Raw genomic sequence first — 18,018 nt, forward strand, 5'->3', positions numbered from 1 at the left:
CGAGCACGAGGGCCACGGGCCCTTCGATGACTTCCGGGCTCGCCAGGACGCACCACCGGCGAGGAAGGCGAGCTGCTCGGCAGGGGGCAGTTCGAGGCGGGTGCCGAACACGGTGGGCTGACAGGTGAGGGGGTGACCGGTGAGGGGCTGACAGGTGATGCGGTCATGGTGGCGCCGTCCGTTCCGTCGTCGGCCACCGTTCCGGCGCGCGGCCGGCAGGGCGGCCCGTGCATCGATCGCATCCGGGCCAGGGGCGATGGCGCACGCCCACGCGTCGCCGCCGACCAGGAGGGGGTGGGCGCGGGTGGGGCGATCGGCGGGAAACAACCGACATGCGGACCACCCGGCCGGGTGGTCCACTGGATGAGGGAGTTGTTGTGGTGAGGGGGGAGTTGAGGGGTTGCCGTGAGCAGCGACAGCGACGCATTCGACGACGTAGGCCCCATCGATTACCTGGTGGTCGAATATCCGGGCGGACGGCCCACCGGCGAAGCCCTTCCGTTCCTGGTGGACCTGGTCGACCGGGGCCTGATCCGCATCCTCGACCTGGTCTTCCTCCGCAAGGACCCCGACGGCTCCGTCGCGGCGGTCGAGCTGACGGACCTCGCCCGGGACGAGAACGAGGAACTCGCGGTGTTCGAGGGCGCTGCCTCGGGATTGTTCGGCAGGGAGGACGTCCAGGAGGCGGCGAGCGTGATCGGCCCCGGCAGTACGGCCGCCATCATCATGTACGAGAACACCTGGGCCGCCCCGCTCGCCAGTGCCCTGAGGCGCGCAGGCGCCCGGATGGTCGCCGCCGGGAGGATTCCGGTACCGGACGTGATCGCGGCCCTCGACTCGATGGAGGCCGCCGCGTCCGGCGACAGCCCGTGAGACAGCCCGGGCGCAGGATGTACAAGGAGGTACGACCATGCCAGGTCTCCTTCGCGGTGTCGCCCGCACCGCTGCCGTCGCCGGCACGGCGACGGCGGTCTCGAACCGCGTGTCCCGCCGCCAGGCGGGCCGGTGGGCCCGGCAGGACGCGGAGCAAGCCGCGTACGCGCAGCTTCCGTCCGAGCCCTCCGCCTCTCCGGAAGACAAGATCACCCTGCTGAGGGAGCTGGGTGAACTGAGGGACAAGGGCGTACTGACGTCCGCGGAGTTCGAAGACCAGAAGCGCAGAATCCTCAGCGGGTGACCACCGGCGTGGACGGCCTGCAGATACTCCCTCTCGCCATCACGATGATGGTCGGCCCGCAGATCATGTCGGCCATCATCTTCGTGACGGCGCCTCAAGCGGTCCGTGTCTCGCTGGGGTTCCTGGCCGGGGTGGCGGTCGCGACGACCGCGGGCACGGCCATCATGATGGGCATCGCGACCGCGATCGGCAGCGCCGTCGACCTCGGTGACTCCTCCGACGGCGGTTCCGTCGGCAAGATCATCCAGTACGTGCTCGTCGCCCTCCTCGCGGCCGCCGCGCTCAAGAACTGGATCAAACGGGAGAGCATCGAGCCGCCGAAGTGGCTCGGCACCCTGATGACCGCGAGTCCGCGAAAGGCCTTCACGATCGGCCTGCTGGTCATCCTGTTGATGCCGTCCGACATCGTGATCATGATGACCGTGGGCTTCCACTTGGTCCAGGGCGACGACTCCTTCGCCGAAGCACTCCCGTTCATCGCCCTGACGGTTCTCGTCGCGGCACTTCCCCTGTTGCTGCGTCTGCTGTTCGCCGGGCACGCCGCAACGGCCATGCCCAAGATCCGCGAATGGATGAACACGCACAGCTGGCTGGTGAACATCATCGCGTGCGTGATCTTCATCGTCCTGATCCTCGCGTGACGCGCACGTCGACCCCGCACAAGCGGCACTCGCACAAGCGGACCTCGCACAAGCGGACCTCGCACAAACGGCAAGGAGAACGCCATGGCTCGGACGACCTACCCGCCCCGGCAACGAACCATGACAGTGGCCGGCGGGCTGGTGGCATTCGGCGCGGTCATGCTGATCATCGGAGGCACTCTCGATGTGCTCCGCGGCATCATGGCCATCGCCGACGACGACGTGATCGTCAACACGCCGAACTACGTCTTCAAGTTCGACACGACCGGCTGGGGCTGGATCCATCTGCTGCTCGGCGCCCTGGCCGTCATGGTCGGCGTCAGCCTCTTCAGAGCCCGGGCCTGGGCGCGCGTCGTCGGCGTCCTGCTGGCAGGACTGCTGCTCATCGCCAGCTTCCTGACGCTGCCGTACTACCCCGTCTGGTCGGTCGTCCTCATCGCGGTGTACGGGTTCATCATCTGGGCGTTGTGCGTGGTGCAGCCGCAGGACAGGTGAGGGAAAAGCCTTGTCCGGGGTTCCGGCGCCCCACTACCGTGCGGCCGTGGATCTCTTCTTACGCTCCTGGACGGCGCTGCGCACGGCGGTCGCCGAGCTCCCGGACGAGGACTTCGAGCAGCCGTCCGGCTGCACCGGCTGGCTCGTACGGGACCTCGTGTGCCATCTGATCATCGACGCGCAGGACGTGCTGATCACCCTCGTCACCCCCGCGGAAGCGGAACCGACCGTCGACGCGGTGACGTACTGGAACGTCGAGAACCAACCGCCGACCGGTGAGGACCCGCTGGACGCGCTGACCGTGCGGCTGGCCGCCGCGTACGAGGACCCGTACCTGCTCAGGTTCCACCTCGATGACGTCGGCTCCGCCGCCGGACGGGCCGCCGAACTCGCCGACCCCCGCGCCCGGGTGAGCACCCGCGACGAGATTCTCACCGTGGCGGACTACCTCTCCGCGTACGTCCTGGAATGGACCCTGCACCATCTCGACCTGACCGCACACCTCCCGGACGCGCCGGAACCTCCGGCGGAGGGCCTGGCCCGGTCCCGCGCAATGCTGGAAGAGATCGCCGACGCGGCGTTCCCCGCGTCCTTCACCGACAAGGACGCCCTCCTGATCGGCACGGGCCGCCGGGCACCGACCGACGCGGAGCGGGCAGCACTCGGGGAGCTGGCGCCGAAACTGCCGCTCGTGCTCGGCTAGGGCTCACCGGCCCGCCTTGGCCGCCTCGTCCGGAGAACCAAGGTCGCTACTGCCTCTCCAGCGTCCACTTGCCGAACGTGCTGACGGCCAGGAAGCCGGCGCCTGGAACCACGACCGTGCCCCGGACATCGCCGCGCCGCGTCAGCTGTCTTGCCTCGCCGCCCCCTTCGCGGGTGAAGTGGAGCTCTCCGTACTCGGCATCTCCCAGCCAGGCGAACGACACGCGGGCGGGGCCATCGAAGTACACGAGCGTGTCGTGCTTGCCGGCCAGCGTGTCCGCCAGCCTCGCCAGGTCGGCGACCTCCACCATCCGCAGGTGCCAGCGGGAGAACCCGGTTCCGGAGGTGGGCCTCGGCTTCACGCGGCGGATCTCCACCCGGTTGTACCGCGCGGGCAGCAGGAACCTCCGCGTCCTGGGCCCGTATGTGTACAGCAGTTGCCTGCCCTGCACCTTGCGGGTCGCCGACCGGTACAGCTCATGGACCGTGAAGGAGGTGGTCAGGCCTCCCTTGAACTCCAAGAGCGCGGGACCTCGCTGCCCCTCGGGACGCGGCAGCTCGACCTCACGCCCTCGCCACCCGCTCACTTGGAACCGCCCCTTGGCAAGCATGACACCCCCTCCGTCAGGCCGTGGCCGAACGATCAGCATCATCAGAGGGCGCATTCGGGTCAAGGTCACGCACAGGCATCAGGGCCCGAAGCGAGGAGAGCCACCTGGGACACGATTTGCCATATCGGCAACAACGGTTGCCGGGCCCGCACCGGAGTCGCACCCTGGTCCCCCACCAAGTCCCCCACCAAGTCCATCGAGAACCGGAGGTTGCACGATGACGGCCCATGAAGACGCCGGTACCGCACCGGACACCGGTGACAGCGCGTCGCTGAACAACCGCGTCCACCGCGTACGATCCGGCGAGTTGGACGGCTTCGCCGCTATCAGCGGAGGCACGGTGGGCTCGAAGAAACTCTGGATGGGGTTAGTGGAGAACCCGCCGCTGAGCGCGACGGACAACCACCACCACGGCGATTCCGAGGCGGGGATCTACGTGGTCAGCGGTCACCCCGTGTTCGTCTACCACGACGGCACCCGGGAAGTACGGCTCGCCGCCGATCCGGGCGACTTCTTCCTCGTCCCCCCGTTCGTCCCGCACCGCGAGGAGAACCCGGACCCGAACGAGCCCGCGGTCGTCGTGATCGCCCGGACCACGCAGGAGCCGATCAAGGTCTCCGTTCCGGAGCTGTATCAGCTCGGAGAAACAGACGCCTGACGGCACAGACCGAAGCCGCACTGCACATCTCTTCGGCCCAGCCGACACCGCCATGAGCGCCGGAGAGGAGACATGGAAGCGGTGACCACTGCGGTCTCCTGGCGATCACCCGGGAACCGGCTTACGGGCCGGCTCGCAAGCGGAAGCTCACCGTCTCGGTGAGCCGGTCGTCAACCGTGTGGCCGCTCAGTTCGGTGGTGAGGTCGGCGTCGAACTGGGCGGCGTGATCCGCGAGCACCGAGGGCGGCAGGAACGACGTCGACCGAATGTGCCCGACGCGCTCACCGATCGTCCAGTGGGGCTCGACAGGGAACCTCCCCTCGCCCAGCGACGGCCCCCGTACGGAAACAAGCCCCCCGCTCGCGGGAAAACCGCAGGCAGGGGGCTTGATCAGTACCGCTTACTTCTTCTTGCCCTGGTTCTTGACCGCCTCAATAGCCGCCGCGGCCGCGTCCGGGTCGAGGTACGTGCCGCCGGGGTTGACCGGCTTGAAGTCGGCGTCCAGCTCGTAGGACAGCGGGATGCCCGTCGGGATGTTCAGGCCCGCGATGTCGGCGTCGGAGATGCCGTCGAGGTGCTTGACGAGGGCGCGGAGGCTGTTGCCGTGGGCCGCGATCAGGACCGTGCGGCCGGTGAGGAGGTCGGGGACGATGCCGTCGTACCAGTACGGGAGCATGCGCGTCACGACGTCCTTCAGGCACTCCGTCCTCGGGCGCAGCTCCGGCGGGATCGTCGCGTAGCGGGGGTCGTCCGACTGGGAGTACTCCGCGCCGTCCTCCAGCGCCGGCGGCGGGGTGTCGTACGAGCGGCGCCACAGCATGAACTGCTCCTCGCCGAACTCGGCGAGGGTCTGGGCCTTGTCCTTGCCCTGGAGGGCGCCGTAGTGGCGCTCGTTCAGGCGCCACGAGCGCTTGACCGGGATCCAGAGGCGGTCGGCGGCCTCCAGCGCGAGCTGTGCGGTGCGGATCGCGCGCTTCTGGAGGGAGGTGTGGACCACGTCGGGCAGCAGGCCGGCGTCCTTGAGCAGCTCGCCGCCGCGCGTCGCCTCCTTTTCGCCCTTCGGGGTGAGGTTGACGTCCACCCAGCCGGTGAACAGGTTCTTCTCGTTCCACTCGCTCTCGCCGTGGCGGAGGAGGATCAGCTTGTACGGTGCGTCGGCCATGCCTCAGAGCGTAATCCACGGTTTCGTCCGTTCGCGTGGGTGCTCGGCAGGCGGACAGTTGACGGGTTCTGTTAATTGAGTGGTCGGTCGGGCAGGCCGGTCGGTAAGTTGTGCTCGCCGCAAGAGGCACTTACACGCACCGCTGACGTCCGGGGGAACCTTTATGCCGCTCGCCACGCTGAGACGTGCCGTTTCAGAGACCGTCTCCGGGCTGCCCCGCGCGTTCTGGTGGCTCTGGACCAGCACGCTCGTCAACCGGCTCGGCGCCTTCGTCGCCACCTTCATGGCGCTGTACCTGACCCTCGACCGCGGCTACTCCGCCTCGTACGCCGGTCTGGTCGCCGCCCTGCACGGGCTCGGGCAGGTCGTTTCCTCGCTCGGTGCCGGGGTGATGACCGACCGGCTCGGGCGGCGGCCCACGCTGCTCGTCGCGCAGGTGTCGACCGCCGTGTCCGTGGCGCTGCTCGGCTTCGTGCACCACCCCGTCGCCATCGCGGCCGTCGCCTTCCTGGTGGGCATGGCCTCCAACGCCTCCCGGCCCGCCGTGCAGGCGATGATGGCGGACATCGTGCGGCCCGAGGACCGGATCAGGGCCTTCTCGCTGAACTACTGGGCCATCAATCTCGGCTTCGCCGTCTCCTCCGTGGCCGCCGGGTTCATCGCCGGCTTCAGCTACCTCGCCGGGTTCCTGATCGAGGCCGGGATGACCATGGTCTGCGCGGTCGTGGTCTTCCTGAAGCTGCCCGAGTCGCGGCCCGCCTCCGAGCCGGGTGCCAAGGACGCTCCGGAAGAAGACGCCGTCAGCCTCGGCACCGTGCTGCGCGACGGGCGGTTCATGAGCGTCGTCGGGCTGTCCTTCCTCGTCGCGCTGGTCTTCCAGCAGGGGTCCGTGGGGCTGCCGGTCGCCATGGGCGAGGCCGGGTTCACGCCCGCGGACTACGGCCTGGCCATCGCCGTCAACGGCGTCCTCATCGTCGTCCTGCAGATCCCGGTCACCCGCTTCATCGAGCACCGGGATCCGAAGGCGCTGCTCGTCGTCTCCTCGCTGCTCACCGGGTACGGCTTCGGACTCACCGCCTTCGCCGGATCGGTCGGCGTCTTCGCGCTCACCGTGTGCGTCTGGACGCTGGGCGAGATGGTCAACGCGCCGACGCAGACCGGGCTCGTCGTACGGCTCTCCCCGCTGCGGGGACGCGGCCGCTACCAGGGCATGTACACGATGTCCTGGTCCGTCGCCTCCCTGGTCGCCCCGCTGATGTCCGGCTTCGTCATCGACGGGTACGGCGCCGAGTGGCTGTGGGGGCTGTGCGCGGTGATCGGCACAGGGGCCGCGGTGGGGTACGCCGCACTGATGCGGCGCCTGCCCGACGAGCAGCCGGCGGCCCCGGGGACCTCCCCGGCCGCCACGCCCGCCAAGGAGGTCGGCGCGGCCTGAGCAGGAGCGCCGTCAGGGGTGCATCCGCGCCCCCTTCAGCACCTTGTCCACCGCGTTCCTCGGTCCGTACACCGCGAGCCCCACCAGATCCAGTTCCCCCGTCGGCACGGCCCGTACGGCCGCACGGTTGTCGCGGTCGTTGCCCGTGCTGAAGAGGTCGCCGGTGAAGAGCGCCCGCGGCAGGGAACGGGACAGCACGCGCGCGTGGGCGGCGGTCAGCGTCTCCTTGGTGCCCTGGAAGACCAGGACCGGCTGGCGGAACATCGGCAGGTAGGGCACGCCGTCGGCGTCCTCGTACGGTTCCCCGATCACCTCGGGGACCTGCGTGCCCAGGCCGCTGACCAGGAAGGCGGTGACGTTGAGGCGCTGCCAGGGCTCCAGGTCCTCGCGCAGCAGGACGGCGATCTTGGTGTCGAAGCGGATCGGTTCGGCGTCGTTCATGAGGTCAGCGTGCCGATCGCCGCACGCCGCCGTCTTGTACGTTCTTTGCCTTGTACGGTCAGTGCATGGTCGCCGCACCGGCTCGGCAGGAAGACGTCTCCGCCTGGCGCCCGCGCATCCCGGGTGTCGTGGAGGTCTTCCACGCCCACTTCACCGAGTACGCGTACCCGATGCACGTCCACGACGCCTGGACGCTGCTCATCGTGGACGACGGCGCCGTACGGTACGACCTCGACCGGCACGAGCACGGCACCCCGCACGACACGGTGTCACTGCTGCCGCCGCACGTTCCGCACAACGGCTCCCCGGCCACCCCGGGCGGGTTCCGCAAGCGCGTGCTGTATCTGGACGGTTCCCTGCTGGGAGAGGAACTGATCGGGCCGGCGGTCGACGAGCCCGATCTGCGCGATCCGCTGCTGCGGTTGCGCGTCGGGCAGGTGCACGGTGCGCTGGCGTGCCCCGGAGACGAGTTGGAGGCCGAGAGCCGGCTGACGCTCGTCGCCGAGCGCTTGCGCGCCCATCTGCGGCCCAGGGTCGCCGCCGGAGAGCAACCGCGCCGTGACCCCGTCCTCGCCCGGCGGCTGCGCGAACTCCTCGACGAGCGTGTCGTGCCGGGGATCACCCTCGACGAGGCCGCCGCCGTCCTCCAGGCCCATCCCGCCCACCTGGTACGGGCGTTCAGCTCCGCCTTCGGTATCGCCCCGCACCAGTACCTGATGTCCCGGCGCGTGGGCCGGGCCCGCCGGCTGCTTCTGGAGGGGCGGGCACCGGGCGAGGTGGCCGCCATGACCGGCTTCTACGACCAGTCGCATCTCACGCGGCACTTCCGCAAGCTGGTCGGGGTGCCCCCCGGGCGTTACCGCGCCGGCGCGCGCCGGGTGGTCGGCTGACGAGCGGTCATCCGACGCCGGCAGTCACCCGACGCCGGCAGTCACCCGACGCCGGCGGTCACCGCTGCGGACGCTGCGTCAGATGCGCGAACGCGTCGAGGTTGCGCGTCGACTCGCCCCGCGACACCCGCCACTCGTACTCCTTGCGGATGGCGGAGGCGAAGCCCAGCTCCAGGAGGGTGTTGAAGGCGCCGTCGGCGGCTTCCAGGACCTGGCCGAGGAGCCGGTCGATCTCGTCGGAGGTGACGGCGGCCAGGGGCAGCTTGGCGGTGACGTAGACGTCGCCGTGCTGGTCGACGGCGTAACTCACGCCGTACAGCTTGAGGTTGCGCTCCAGGAGCCAGCGGTGGACGCCGGCCTCGTTCTCGTCGGGGTGGCGGATGACGAAGGCGTTGAGGGAGAGGGAGTGGCGGCCGACGAGGAGGGAGACCGTCGTCGACAGCTTGCGGGTGCCGGGGAGCTTGACGACGTAGCTGCCCGCTGAGGGGCTCTCCCACTCGACCTCGGCGTCCTTCAGTGCGCCCTCGACGACCTGTGCTGCCTTCTGTGCGTCACCCATGGTGGGAGCGTACGCGACGCCGGTGGGCGTGGATGGCGGCCGCGTAGACGTCGGCCGTGGCGGCGGCCGCGGTGTCCCAGCCGAAGGACTGCGCGTGCCGGGCGGCGGCCGCGCCCATCCGGGACGGCAGCGCCGGGTCGTCGGCGAAATCGCGCAGCACGCGCGCGTAGGCGGCCGGGTCGTGGCCCTGCACCAGGAAACCGGTCTGCCCGTCGCGTACGGCCACCGGGAGGCCGCCGACCGCCGCCGCGAGCACCGGCGTACCGGCCGCCTGCGCCTCGATGGCGACCAGGCCGAAGGACTCGCTGTAGGAGGGCATGACCAGGACCGACGCGGCCCGGAACCAGTCCGCGAGCTTCTCCTGGCCGACGGGCGGGCGGAACCGTACGACGTCGGCGATGCCGAGGCGGGCGGCGAGCTTCTGCAGGCCCTCGGGCTTGGCGAGGCCGCTGCCGCTGGGGCCGCCGACGACGGGGACGACGATGCGGGAACGCAGCTCCGGCCGCTCGTCGAGCAGGACGGCGACCGCGCGCAGCAGCACGTCGGGGGCCTTCAGGGGCTGTATGCGGCCCGCGAAGAGGGGGATCAGGGCGTCCTGCGGGAGACCGAGGCGGGCCCTGGCGGCGGCGCGGCCGTCGGCGGGACGGAAGCGGTCGAGGTTGACGCCGGGGTGCACCACGGCGACCTTGGCGGGGTCCGCGGAGTAGTGCCGGACGAGTTCCTCGCCCTCCTCGGCGGTGTTGGCTATCAGGCGGTCGGCGGCGGCGACCACCTGGGTCTCGCCGATGACCCGGGCGGCGGGCTCGGGGGTGTCGCCGTCGGCCAGGTTGGCGTTCTTGACCTTGGCCATGGTGTGCATGGCGTGCACCAGGGGGGCGCCCCAGCGCTGGGCGGCGAGCCAGCCGACGTGGCCGGAGAGCCAGTAGTGGGAGTGGACCAGGTCGTAGTAGCCGGGGCGGTGGCCGGCCCAGGCCTGCATCACGCCGTGGGTGAAGGCGCACAGCTGGGCCGGGAGGTCCTCCTTGGCGAGGCCCTCGTAGGGGCCGGCGTCGACGTGGCGGACGAGCACGCCGGGGGCCAGTTCGACGGCCGGCGGGAGGCCCGCAGTGGTCGCGCGCGTGAAGATCTCGACCTCGATGTTGATCGCGGCCAGGCGCTGGGCGAGCTCCACGATGTAGACGTTCATGCCGCCGGCGTCGCCGGTGCCGGGCTGGTGGAGCGGGGAGGTGTGCACGGAGAGCATGGCGACGCGGCGGGGGCGCCGGTGCAGCCTCAGTCGCGGGGGAGCCGTCGAAGAGCGACGCCCGAGCCTGCTGACGTACTGGCTCACGTGGCGTTCCTCCTTGCTGCGGGCATACCGGCCGGAGGACGCTGGCCCTCCGGAGGGGTAACACCGGAGTGTGGTGTTCCATTTCCGGGAAGGGCCCACCGCGGCGCCTTTTGCCGAATCATTACCGGTTACCGCTCAACCGTTCGAACACGGGCACCGGCGCCTCGACGCCCTGCGCGAGGGTCTCGTACGCCCTGCGCGGCCACCCGGCGACGACGAACTCATACCCTTTTGGCCATGACAGCCCGCGCAGCGCCCCTCCCTCACTCTCGGCTCCGTTCGAGCAAGGGGACCCCCGTCGTGGGAACGGTGACGCGCGGGACGACCAATCCGAACCGGTTGCGCCGGATGGACCGCTGGATCGCCGCCACGCACGGTGCCGAGCTGCGCCGGGCCGCCGATCCCGTCGCCGTCGACCTGGGCTACGGGGCGGCCCCCTGGACGGCGGTCGAGCTGCTGCACCGGCTCCGTACGGCGGCGCCACGCGCGCGTGTGGTGGGGGTCGAGATCGAACCGGCGCGGGTCGCGGCGGCCGTGCCGTACGCGCGCGAGGGGCTGACCTTCCGGCACGGCGGCTTCGAGATCCCGATCCCGCAGCGGCCGCTGCTCATCCGCGCGGCGAACGTGCTGCGCCAGTACGAGGAGACCGAGGTCCGCGCCGTCTGGGAGCGGCTGTGCGCCCGCCTGGCCCCGGCCACCGGGCACTCCCGTGGCGGGCTGCTGGTCGAGGGCACCTGCGACGAGATCGGGCGCCGGCACGTGTGGGTCGCCCTCGGCCCGGAGGGGCCGCGCACGGTGACCTTCGCCACCCGGCTGGGCTCCCTGGAGCGCCCCTCGGACCTGGCGGAGCGCCTGCCGAAGGCACTCATCCACCGCAACGTCCCTGGTGAGCGGGTCCACGCCTTCCTGCGCGACTTCGACCGCGCCTGGGCCGCCGCCGCGCCCTACGCCTCCTACGGCGCACGCCAGCGCTGGATCCGGGCGGTGCGGGACCTGACGGCGAACTGGCCCGTGACGGACGGGCCGGCGCGGTGGCGGCAGGGCGAAGTGACGGTGCGCTGGGAGGCGTTGGCACCCCGCGGGTGAGCACCCGGGAACGATCTCTTTGAGTCGTTCGTCACACAGGCGGGGAGATCGTCATGACGGGGAGGGAGCGGGGGGAGCACTACCCCTGTCACTTCGCCCGCCCACATGGCACGATCCCTCAGACGTCCGAAGTTACTGATGAATCATCAGTTTGGGGGCACTGGTATGGGAACGGGCAAGCGCGGCCTGATCACGGCGGCCGTGGCCGTGGTCTGCGCGGTCACCGTGCTGTCGGCACCGGGCACGGCGTTCGCGGCACCGACCCCGACGCCCGCCCCGTCCACGACCCCGAGCCCCGTGCCCGACAAGGACCTGGAGGCCGTACGAGCGAAACTCGACGGGCTCTACCACGCGGCGGCCGTCGCCACGGACGCGTACAACGCCGCCGAGGAGAAGGCGCGGAAGCAGTCCGCCGCGATCGTCGAAGTGGCCAAGGAGATCGTCAAGGGCCAGGAGAAGCTGGACGAGCTGAAGGACCGCGCCGGCGCCGCGGCCCGCTCCCAGTACCGCACCGGCGGGCTGCCGGACGAGGCCAAGCTGATGCTGAGCGACGACCCGCAGGAGTTCCTCGACGGCACGGGCCGGGTGCTCCAGGGCCAGCGCGCCACCAAGGGCCTCATCGAGGAAATGACCCGCACCCAGGAGGACTTGAAGCAGTACGCCAAGGACGCCTCCGCCCAGTGGCAGAAGCTGGAGGCCCACCGCAAGGCCAAGGCCGCGGCCCAGAAGAAGATCGAGAAGCAGATCGCGGCGGCCGAGAAGCTCGAATCCGCGCTGGAGAAAGAGGAGAAGGAGCGCCTGGCCCGGCTGGAGCAGGAGGCCGCGCACAAGGCGCAGACCGCCTGGCTGGACTCCGGCATCCTGGACGAGATCAGCGGGAAGGCCTCCGAGCAGGGCAGGAAGGCCGTGGAGTTCGCCACCGCCCAGATGGGCAAACCGTATGAATGGGGCGCCGAGGGGCCGGATGCGTACGACTGCTCCGGACTGACCTCCGAGGCCTGGGCGTCGGCCGGGCAGACCGTTCCGCGCACTTCGCAGGAACAGTGGAAGCAGCTGGAACACGTCGACATCGAGGACATGCGGCCCGGCGACCTCATCATCTACTTCGACGACGCCAGCCATGTCGCGATGTACGTCGGCGACGGCGCGATCGTGCACGCCCCGCGTCCGGGGCGGACGGTGACGCTCGCGGGGGCGGGGTCGATGCCGATCCTCGGGGTGGTACGACCGGACGCGTGACGGTCCCTCAAGGCGACGCCGACGACCACAGGAGAGACCCCTCACAAAGCGGTCGGCATCGGCGTGAGGTCCCCTCACCGCACCGCCGCCCCAGGTGTGAGCCTGGACGCCGTGACACCGGCCGCGTGACGTGGCACACGCCGATTTGTCCTTCAAACCCCTTACGGGCGTGACCTTCGTCATCCCGCAGCGTTCCCGCCCTGTCCAACTGCGGTAGGGAACGCGGCATATGACAGTGGCCGGTTGCGTAGCGACGTGCCTCACACCATTCCGCTGTGGCGCCGACACCCGCTATGGTCCCCGTCGGTGGGTCGAGACCTCTCGCCCCCGCCATGCCCTCGGGGGGAGGGAAGGAACCCAAGACGATGCCCGTACCCATACCGCGGCAGCGAGCGATCCCGGCCGTGGAGAGTGGTGAGGCGCGGGCCGCGTCCCCGGGCGGTGGCCCCTCCAGGGAACAGTCCAGAGAACAGGCCCCGCGCACGGAAGACACGGTCGCGAACACCACGGACAAGGCCGACAGCGCCTCTCACACCAACCTGACGCTGCTGCTGATCGAGGACGATCCGGGCGGCTCGCCCATCGTGCCCGACCTGCTCGACCAGTCCGGCAAACCGATCCGCGTCCGCACGGCCCGCAACCTCACCGAGGCCGAGCGGCTGCTGACCGACGACGTCCACTGCATCCTGCTGGACCTCGCGCTGCCGGCCCCCGGGCGGGCGGGCGACGGTGACGACGAGCTGGCCGTGCTCAAGCACGTGCTGAAGCTCGCGCCCCGGCACGCCGTCCTCGCGCTCACCGCTTCGGGCGACGCCGAGCGCGGCGCTCAGGCGGTGCGCGAAGGAGCCCAGGACTACCTCTTCCGCGACGAGCTGGACGGCCGGCTGCTGAGCAGGGCGATCCGGTACGCCGTCGAGCGGAAGCGGTCCGACACGGCCGAGCGGCGGCTCGCCGAGGGCCGGGTGCGCGCCCAGGAGAACCGCCGTCTGGAGCGCGGCCTGCTGCCCACCCCCCTGTTGGAGGGCTCCTCGCTCCGCTTCGCCGCCCGCTACCGCCCGGGCCGCTCACGCGCCCTGCTCGGCGGCGACTTCTACGACGTCGTCCGCACCGCGGACGGCACCGTGCACGCCATGATCGGCGACGTCTGCGGGCACGGCCCGGACGAGGCCGCGCTCGGCGTGGAGCTGCGCATCGCGTGGCGCGCGCTGACGCTGGCCGGTCTGTGCGGGGACCAGCTGCTCGGCACGCTGCAGCAGGTGCTGGAGCACGAGCGCACGAGCGACGAGATCTTCGCGACCCTGTGCACGGTGGACATCTCCCCGGACGGCCGCCGCGCCGGTCTCTGCCTGGCCGGACACCCGGCGCCGCTGGTCGCCAGCCCGGGACGGCCCGCACGGCTGCTGCCGTACGGCAACAACGGCCCGGCCCTCGGGCTGCTGCCGGGCGCCCGCTGGCCGCGGATGCAGGTGGAGCTGGGACCAGAGTGGAGTCTGATGCTCTACACCGACGGCCTGATCGAGGGCCACGTCGGCGAGGGCCGGGAGCGCCTCGGCCAGGAGGGCATGGTGGAGATGATGCGCCGGCAGATCGACGCGGGCCTGCGCGGCGAGCGGCTGCTGCAGGCGGCGGTGAACGAGGTGCGCGAGCTCAACGGCGGCGAGCTGACGGACGACGTGGCGGTCCTGCTGCTGGACCGGGTTGCCTGAGGGTGCCCTGGGGGCGGGCCCCGGAGCGCCCTCGGCCCACCGGCTCAGCGACCGCCGTTCCAGGGGCCGTACGGGCCGTCACTGCTGGAGCCTCGGCGGCTGCGGCCGCCGCCCGGGAGGCGGCGCAGCGCGGGCCGTACGTCGACCATGTACACGATCGTCGCGATGAGCCCGATGATCGGCAGGAACGACAGGATGCCGAAGATCAGGTTCACCACCAGGGCGAGACCGAGAATGATCAGCCAGAAGGGCTTGGTCTGCTTCTCGGCCGCGCGGTAGGCGTCCTCGCGGCGCGTGGCGGCGTCGATCAATGCGAAGCCGCTGAAAAGGATCAGGGCGATGTTCAGCAGCCACAAGAACCCTGCGAACCCCTGCATCAGCACAACGTCCACCACCAGACTCTGCTCGTCATTACGCGGTCACCGTACCCGCAAGCACGACTCCGCTACCCGCACAACGGGCCGGGCACTCCGAGAGTGCCCGGCCCGTCGGTTTACGTCGGGTACGTCCCGCGCCCCTTACTTGGCGGGCGGGGTCGTCTTCTTGGCGGTGGTCTTGCGCGCCGGCACCTTCTTGGCGGCGGGCGCGGGGGCGGGGGCCTTCTTCGCCGGGGCGGGCTGGGCCTTGACCTCGGCGGGCTTGGCCTCCTGCTTGACCTGGACCGGCTCCGCCTTCGGCTCGACGGCCACGGCCAGGTCCTCGATGCCCTCGGCCGCCTCGCCGCGCCAGGCCTTCACGGCCTGCTCGCCGCGCTCGGCGACCTTCTCGTAGGTCTCGCGGGCCTTGACGGCGTACTCGGCGGCGACGCCGACCCCGCGCAGCGCGAGGTCCTGGGCGGTCTCGCCGAGCTTCTTCAGGTCCGTGTCGAGGGTGCCGATGATCTCGCCGACCTTGACCTGCAGGGTCTCCTGCGTCTCCTTGACGCGGGCGGTCGCCTTCTCCTGGACGGCCTTCGGGTCGGTGTTGCGGACGGCGTCGATGCGCGCGGGCGCCTCGGCACGCAGCTGCTCGACCAGGCCGGGCACCTTCTTGGCCTGCTGCAGGGCCAGGTCGGCGGTGCCCGCGGCGAAGTAGAGCGGGGTCGGGTCGCTGAGGGTCTTGCGCAGGTCGTCGGTGATGGCCATGGTGCTGGTCCTCCGGATCACGTTCAGCTGAGGGTTTTGTGGGTCCCCGCGCACTCGGCCGGCCGGCTCGTCGGTCTCAGCCGGCTGTCTGCTGCGGGTCGGCGTCGCTGCCGCCGGTCGTACGGGGGCGGCGCGCGGCGGTCTTGCGCCCGGCGTCCTTGCCGGGGGCGCCGCCACGCGCGCGGCGTATCGCGGTGCTGTCGCCGTCGACCGCGCGGGGGGCGCGTACGGCGATGTCACCGCTGTCCGGAGCATCGTCCCGAGCGTCGTCCCGACCGTCCGTCGCGTCCTCGCCGGCCATGGCGGCCTCGGCCGCCGCGATCGCGAACCCGTTCTCCTTGCGGAAGGACTCGTAGATCTGGAGCAGCACCTGCTTCTGCCGCTCGTTCAGCGTGGGGTCGGCGAGGATGACGGCACGCGTCTCCACCTCGTCCCGGTCCCGCTCGGCGTCGAGGATGCCGGCGCGCACGTACAGCGTCTCGGCGGAGATCCGCAGCGCCTTCGCGACCTGCTGCAGCACCTCCGCGCTCGGCTTGCGCAGCCCGCGCTCGATCTGGCTCAGATACGGATTGGACACCCCGGCGGCGTCGGCGAGCTGCCTGAGCGACAGCTGCGCGTTGCGCCGCTGCTCGCGCAGGTACTCACCGAGATTGCCGACGTTGAGCGATGCCATGCCTCCACGATGCACGATCGCGCTAACTATTGCAAGCAGCCGCTTGCAATAGTGCGCCACGCCACTCGAGGCAGGAAGCCACGACGGAACCATGCACGAAGGGCTTGGCGTCCATCCGTGACATACAAGATCACGGTTGCCGACGGAGCCCCAGGACATGGCAGACACAGCTACGCGATACCTCTACCTCGCTCGCCACGGCGAAGCGTCACCGGATGAGACCACCCTGACCGAAAACGGCCGACGCCAAGCCGTTCTGCTCGGTGAACGGCTCCGAAACACCCCACTGTCGGCGATCCACCACGGTCCACTGCGCCGGGCGGCGCAAACCGCCCAGCTGATCAGCGCACACCTGGGCGACGTCCCACTGCACCAGTCAGAGTTGGCCGGCGACTACATCCCCTACCTGCCGGCGAAGGAGGAACTGCCGCCGGATTCGGCCGACGCCATGCTCGCCTTCCTCGCTCAGGTTCCGGAAGAGGAGCGCAACCGTGGTCCAGCGCTGGCCCGGGAAGCACTTGCGGAGTTCACAGGCCCGGTCGACGGCGATCACCCCCGCCACGACTTGGTCGTCACGCACAACTTCCTCATCGGATGGCTGATCCGGGCCGCCCTCGACGCGCCCGAGTGGCGCTGGATGGGCCTCAACCACGGCAACGCAGCTCTGACGGTCATCCGATACGCACCCGGCAGGCCGTCCTCCGTGTTGTTCTACAACGACGTGCGGCACCTGCCCGAAGACCTGCGCTGGACCGGCTTCCCGCCCGAACTGCACATCTGACCAAGAGGTTGACCTTCACCTTGGGGGAGCCCGCACCCTCGGTGGGGGCCGGGCGATGTGCTCGGCATGAGGAGGAGTGGGCATGGGGCTGCTGACCATCGGGGCGTTCGCGAAGGCGTCCCGGCTGTCGCCGAAGGCACTACGTCTCTACGACGAGCTCGGCCTGCTGACCCCTGCTCGTGTGGACCCGGTGACCGGCTACCGCCGCTACGCACCGGAACAGCTGGATCAGGCCCGGCTGGTCGCCTGGCTCCGACGCCTGGGGATGCCCCTGGCCCGCATCCAGCACGTCTGCACGCTGGAGGCGGGCCCGGCGGCCCAGGAGATCCGCGCGTTCTGGGCCCAGGTCGAGGCCGACACCGCCGCACGGCGGGACCTGGCCACCTTCCTCATCGACCACCTGTCCTGGAAGGGCCCTGCCATGTCCCCGACCGCCACACCCCTGGGAATCCGTTACGCCGCGCTGTCCGACACGGGCCTCGTCCGCCAGAGCAACCAGGACACCGCCTACGCCGGGTCCCGCCTGCTCGCTGTCGCCGACGGCTACGGCAGTCAAGGAGGCCCCGCGAGCGCGGCCGCCGTCGACGCGCTCAAGCACCTCGAAACCGACGGCGTCCCAGCGGGCGATCTCCTCAACGCCCTGCACGACGCGATCGAACAGGCCGAACAGGCCGTGCACGGCGTCGCGGGAACCGGCCCTTCCCCCGAAGAGGCGGGCACCACACTCACCGCGATGCTCTGGACCGGATCGCAGCTCGCCCTCGTCCACATCGGCGACTCCCGCGTCTACCTCCTGCGCGACGGAGAGCTGTTCCAGATCACCCACGACCACACCATGGTGCAGTCGATGGTCGACGAGGGACGCCTCAGCCCGGACGAAGCCGCCTCCCATCCCGAGCGGTCGCTGCTGATACGAGCCCTGGGCCAAGGCGCCGATGCCAGCCCTGACATACGCCTGCACGACGCCCGGCCGTCGGACCGGTACCTGCTCTGCGCCGACGGCCTGTCCACCGTCGTGCCGACCGAAGAGATCCACCGGGTGCTCTCCGGGATCCGGGAACCCGAGCAGGCGGTCCACGGACTCATCGCCCTCGCCAACGGCTCCGGCGGCCCCGACAACGTCAGCTGCGTGGTCGCCGACGTCATGGAGCTCCAGCAGGAGGAGTGAGCGGCATGCACCGTCCGGGCTGAAGGCCACTGCTGAGGGCGAGCGGGTGGGCAGGGTGAGTCTCGTCCGGGTGCTTGCCGACCTACTGGTACATCGCGATGCCGAGCCAGACTTGGGGTCGCAGGTTGGCACATCGCAAG

General features: G+C 70.6%; 21 protein-coding genes. 13 read left to right on the forward strand and 8 right to left on the reverse strand.

The window, feature by feature from the left end; all coding sequences use genetic code 11:
• Positions 1-405 precede the first annotated feature (405 nt).
• The 5 genes from NW895_RS04170 (at position 406) to NW895_RS04190 (ending at position 3,016) form a co-directional block, all read left to right on the forward strand.
• Positions 406-873 (forward strand): DUF6325 family protein, encoded by a 468-nt coding sequence (locus NW895_RS04170; RefSeq protein WP_289933752.1) that lies wholly within the window; start codon positions 406-408, stop codon positions 871-873.
• A 37-nt stretch (positions 874-910) separates the two neighbouring features.
• Complete coding sequence (locus NW895_RS04175) at positions 911-1,177, forward strand: SHOCT domain-containing protein (protein ID WP_289933754.1); 267 nt, start codon at positions 911-913, stop codon at positions 1,175-1,177.
• Positions 1,174-1,818: a GAP family protein gene (locus NW895_RS04180; protein WP_289933756.1), complete on the forward strand. Its 645-nt coding sequence runs from the start codon at positions 1,174-1,176 to the stop codon at positions 1,816-1,818. Before NW895_RS04175 ends, NW895_RS04180 begins: the two co-directional genes overlap by 4 nt.
• Positions 1,819-1,902: 84 nt before the next feature.
• Positions 1,903-2,313, forward strand: a complete 411-nt coding sequence (locus NW895_RS04185; RefSeq protein WP_289933758.1) for a hypothetical protein — start codon at positions 1,903-1,905, stop codon at positions 2,311-2,313.
• Between the two features lie 46 nt (positions 2,314-2,359).
• The gene (locus tag NW895_RS04190) at positions 2,360-3,016 is read left to right on the forward strand and encodes a maleylpyruvate isomerase N-terminal domain-containing protein (RefSeq protein ID WP_289933759.1); all 657 of its coding nucleotides are present in this window, start codon (positions 2,360-2,362) and stop codon (positions 3,014-3,016) included.
• A gap of 46 nt (positions 3,017-3,062) precedes the next feature.
• On the opposite strand, the gene NW895_RS04195 is transcribed toward NW895_RS04190, so the two are convergent.
• Positions 3,063-3,602, reverse strand: coding sequence for a hypothetical protein (locus tag NW895_RS04195; RefSeq protein WP_289933761.1), 540 nt, complete (start codon positions 3,600-3,602; stop codon positions 3,063-3,065).
• Between the two features lie 241 nt (positions 3,603-3,843).
• On the opposite strand from NW895_RS04195, the gene NW895_RS04200 reads away from it, so the two are divergent.
• The gene (locus NW895_RS04200; protein WP_289933762.1) at positions 3,844-4,284 is read left to right on the forward strand and encodes a cupin domain-containing protein; all 441 of its coding nucleotides are present in this window, start codon (positions 3,844-3,846) and stop codon (positions 4,282-4,284) included.
• Between the two features lie 400 nt (positions 4,285-4,684).
• On the opposite strand, the gene NW895_RS04205 is transcribed toward NW895_RS04200, so the two are convergent.
• Positions 4,685-5,446, reverse strand: coding sequence for a phosphoglyceromutase (locus tag NW895_RS04205; RefSeq protein WP_289933763.1), 762 nt, complete (start codon positions 5,444-5,446; stop codon positions 4,685-4,687).
• Positions 5,447-5,609: 163 nt separating this feature from the next.
• On the opposite strand from NW895_RS04205, the gene NW895_RS04210 reads away from it, so the two are divergent.
• Positions 5,610-6,881 carry an MFS transporter gene (locus tag NW895_RS04210; RefSeq protein ID WP_289933764.1) on the forward strand — a complete coding sequence of 424 codons (1,272 nt, stop codon included), beginning with the start codon at positions 5,610-5,612 and terminating at the stop codon, positions 6,879-6,881.
• 12 nt (positions 6,882-6,893) lie between these two features.
• Here NW895_RS04210 and NW895_RS04215 read toward each other — a convergent pair whose 3' ends face one another.
• Entirely contained in the window at positions 6,894-7,322 is a 429-nt protein-coding gene (locus NW895_RS04215) for a DUF2000 domain-containing protein (RefSeq protein WP_289933765.1), read from the reverse strand.
• 65 nt (positions 7,323-7,387) lie between these two features.
• On the opposite strand from NW895_RS04215, the gene NW895_RS04220 reads away from it, so the two are divergent.
• Positions 7,388-8,212, forward strand: coding sequence for an AraC family transcriptional regulator (locus tag NW895_RS04220; protein WP_289933766.1), 825 nt, complete (start codon positions 7,388-7,390; stop codon positions 8,210-8,212).
• A 58-nt stretch (positions 8,213-8,270) separates the two neighbouring features.
• Here the strand turns inward: NW895_RS04220 and NW895_RS04225 are convergent, their stop codons facing one another.
• Positions 8,271-8,771 (reverse strand): YbjN domain-containing protein, encoded by a 501-nt coding sequence (locus NW895_RS04225; RefSeq protein ID WP_289933767.1) that lies wholly within the window; start codon positions 8,769-8,771, stop codon positions 8,271-8,273.
• Positions 8,764-10,101: a D-inositol-3-phosphate glycosyltransferase gene (mshA, locus tag NW895_RS04230; RefSeq protein WP_289933768.1), complete on the reverse strand. Its 1,338-nt coding sequence runs from the start codon at positions 10,099-10,101 to the stop codon at positions 8,764-8,766. The genes NW895_RS04225 and mshA overlap by 8 nt, the downstream gene beginning before the upstream one ends.
• Positions 10,102-10,401: 300 nt before the next feature.
• Here mshA and NW895_RS04235 point away from each other — a divergent pair, with 300 nt between their 5' ends.
• The 3 genes from NW895_RS04235 (at position 10,402) to NW895_RS04245 (ending at position 14,132) form a co-directional block, all read left to right on the forward strand.
• The gene (locus NW895_RS04235; RefSeq protein ID WP_289933769.1) at positions 10,402-11,187 is read left to right on the forward strand and encodes a class I SAM-dependent methyltransferase; all 786 of its coding nucleotides are present in this window, start codon (positions 10,402-10,404) and stop codon (positions 11,185-11,187) included.
• A 165-nt stretch (positions 11,188-11,352) separates the two neighbouring features.
• Complete coding sequence (locus NW895_RS04240; RefSeq protein WP_289933770.1) at positions 11,353-12,426, forward strand: C40 family peptidase; 1,074 nt, start codon at positions 11,353-11,355, stop codon at positions 12,424-12,426.
• Between the two features lie 365 nt (positions 12,427-12,791).
• A complete protein-coding gene (locus NW895_RS04245) occupies positions 12,792-14,132 on the forward strand; it encodes a response regulator (RefSeq protein WP_289933771.1) in 1,341 nt (446 codons plus the stop codon).
• A 44-nt stretch (positions 14,133-14,176) separates the two neighbouring features.
• Here NW895_RS04245 and NW895_RS04250 read toward each other — a convergent pair whose 3' ends face one another.
• The 3 genes from NW895_RS04250 to NW895_RS04260 form a co-directional block, all read right to left on the reverse strand.
• Positions 14,177-14,509, reverse strand: a complete 333-nt coding sequence (locus tag NW895_RS04250) for a DUF2516 family protein (RefSeq protein WP_289933957.1) — start codon at positions 14,507-14,509, stop codon at positions 14,177-14,179.
• Between the two features lie 141 nt (positions 14,510-14,650).
• A complete protein-coding gene (locus NW895_RS04255) occupies positions 14,651-15,256 on the reverse strand; it encodes a hypothetical protein (RefSeq protein ID WP_289933772.1) in 606 nt (201 codons plus the stop codon).
• Between the two features lie 76 nt (positions 15,257-15,332).
• Positions 15,333-15,929 carry a helix-turn-helix transcriptional regulator gene (locus tag NW895_RS04260; protein WP_289933773.1) on the reverse strand — a complete coding sequence of 199 codons (597 nt, stop codon included), beginning with the start codon at positions 15,927-15,929 and terminating at the stop codon, positions 15,333-15,335.
• Positions 15,930-16,086: 157 nt separating this feature from the next.
• On the opposite strand from NW895_RS04260, the gene NW895_RS04265 reads away from it, so the two are divergent.
• Both NW895_RS04265 and NW895_RS04270 read left to right on the forward strand, forming a co-directional pair.
• Positions 16,087-16,710 (forward strand): histidine phosphatase family protein, encoded by a 624-nt coding sequence (locus NW895_RS04265; protein ID WP_289933774.1) that lies wholly within the window; start codon positions 16,087-16,089, stop codon positions 16,708-16,710.
• Positions 16,711-16,792: 82 nt separating this feature from the next.
• Positions 16,793-17,878 (forward strand): MerR family transcriptional regulator, encoded by a 1,086-nt coding sequence (locus NW895_RS04270; protein WP_289933775.1) that lies wholly within the window; start codon positions 16,793-16,795, stop codon positions 17,876-17,878.
• Positions 17,879-18,018: the final 140 nt, after the last annotated feature.

Origin of the sequence: Streptomyces sp. S.PNR 29, assembly GCF_030386795.1 — a bacterium.
Lineage (GTDB): Bacteria > Actinomycetota > Actinomycetes > Streptomycetales > Streptomycetaceae > Streptomyces.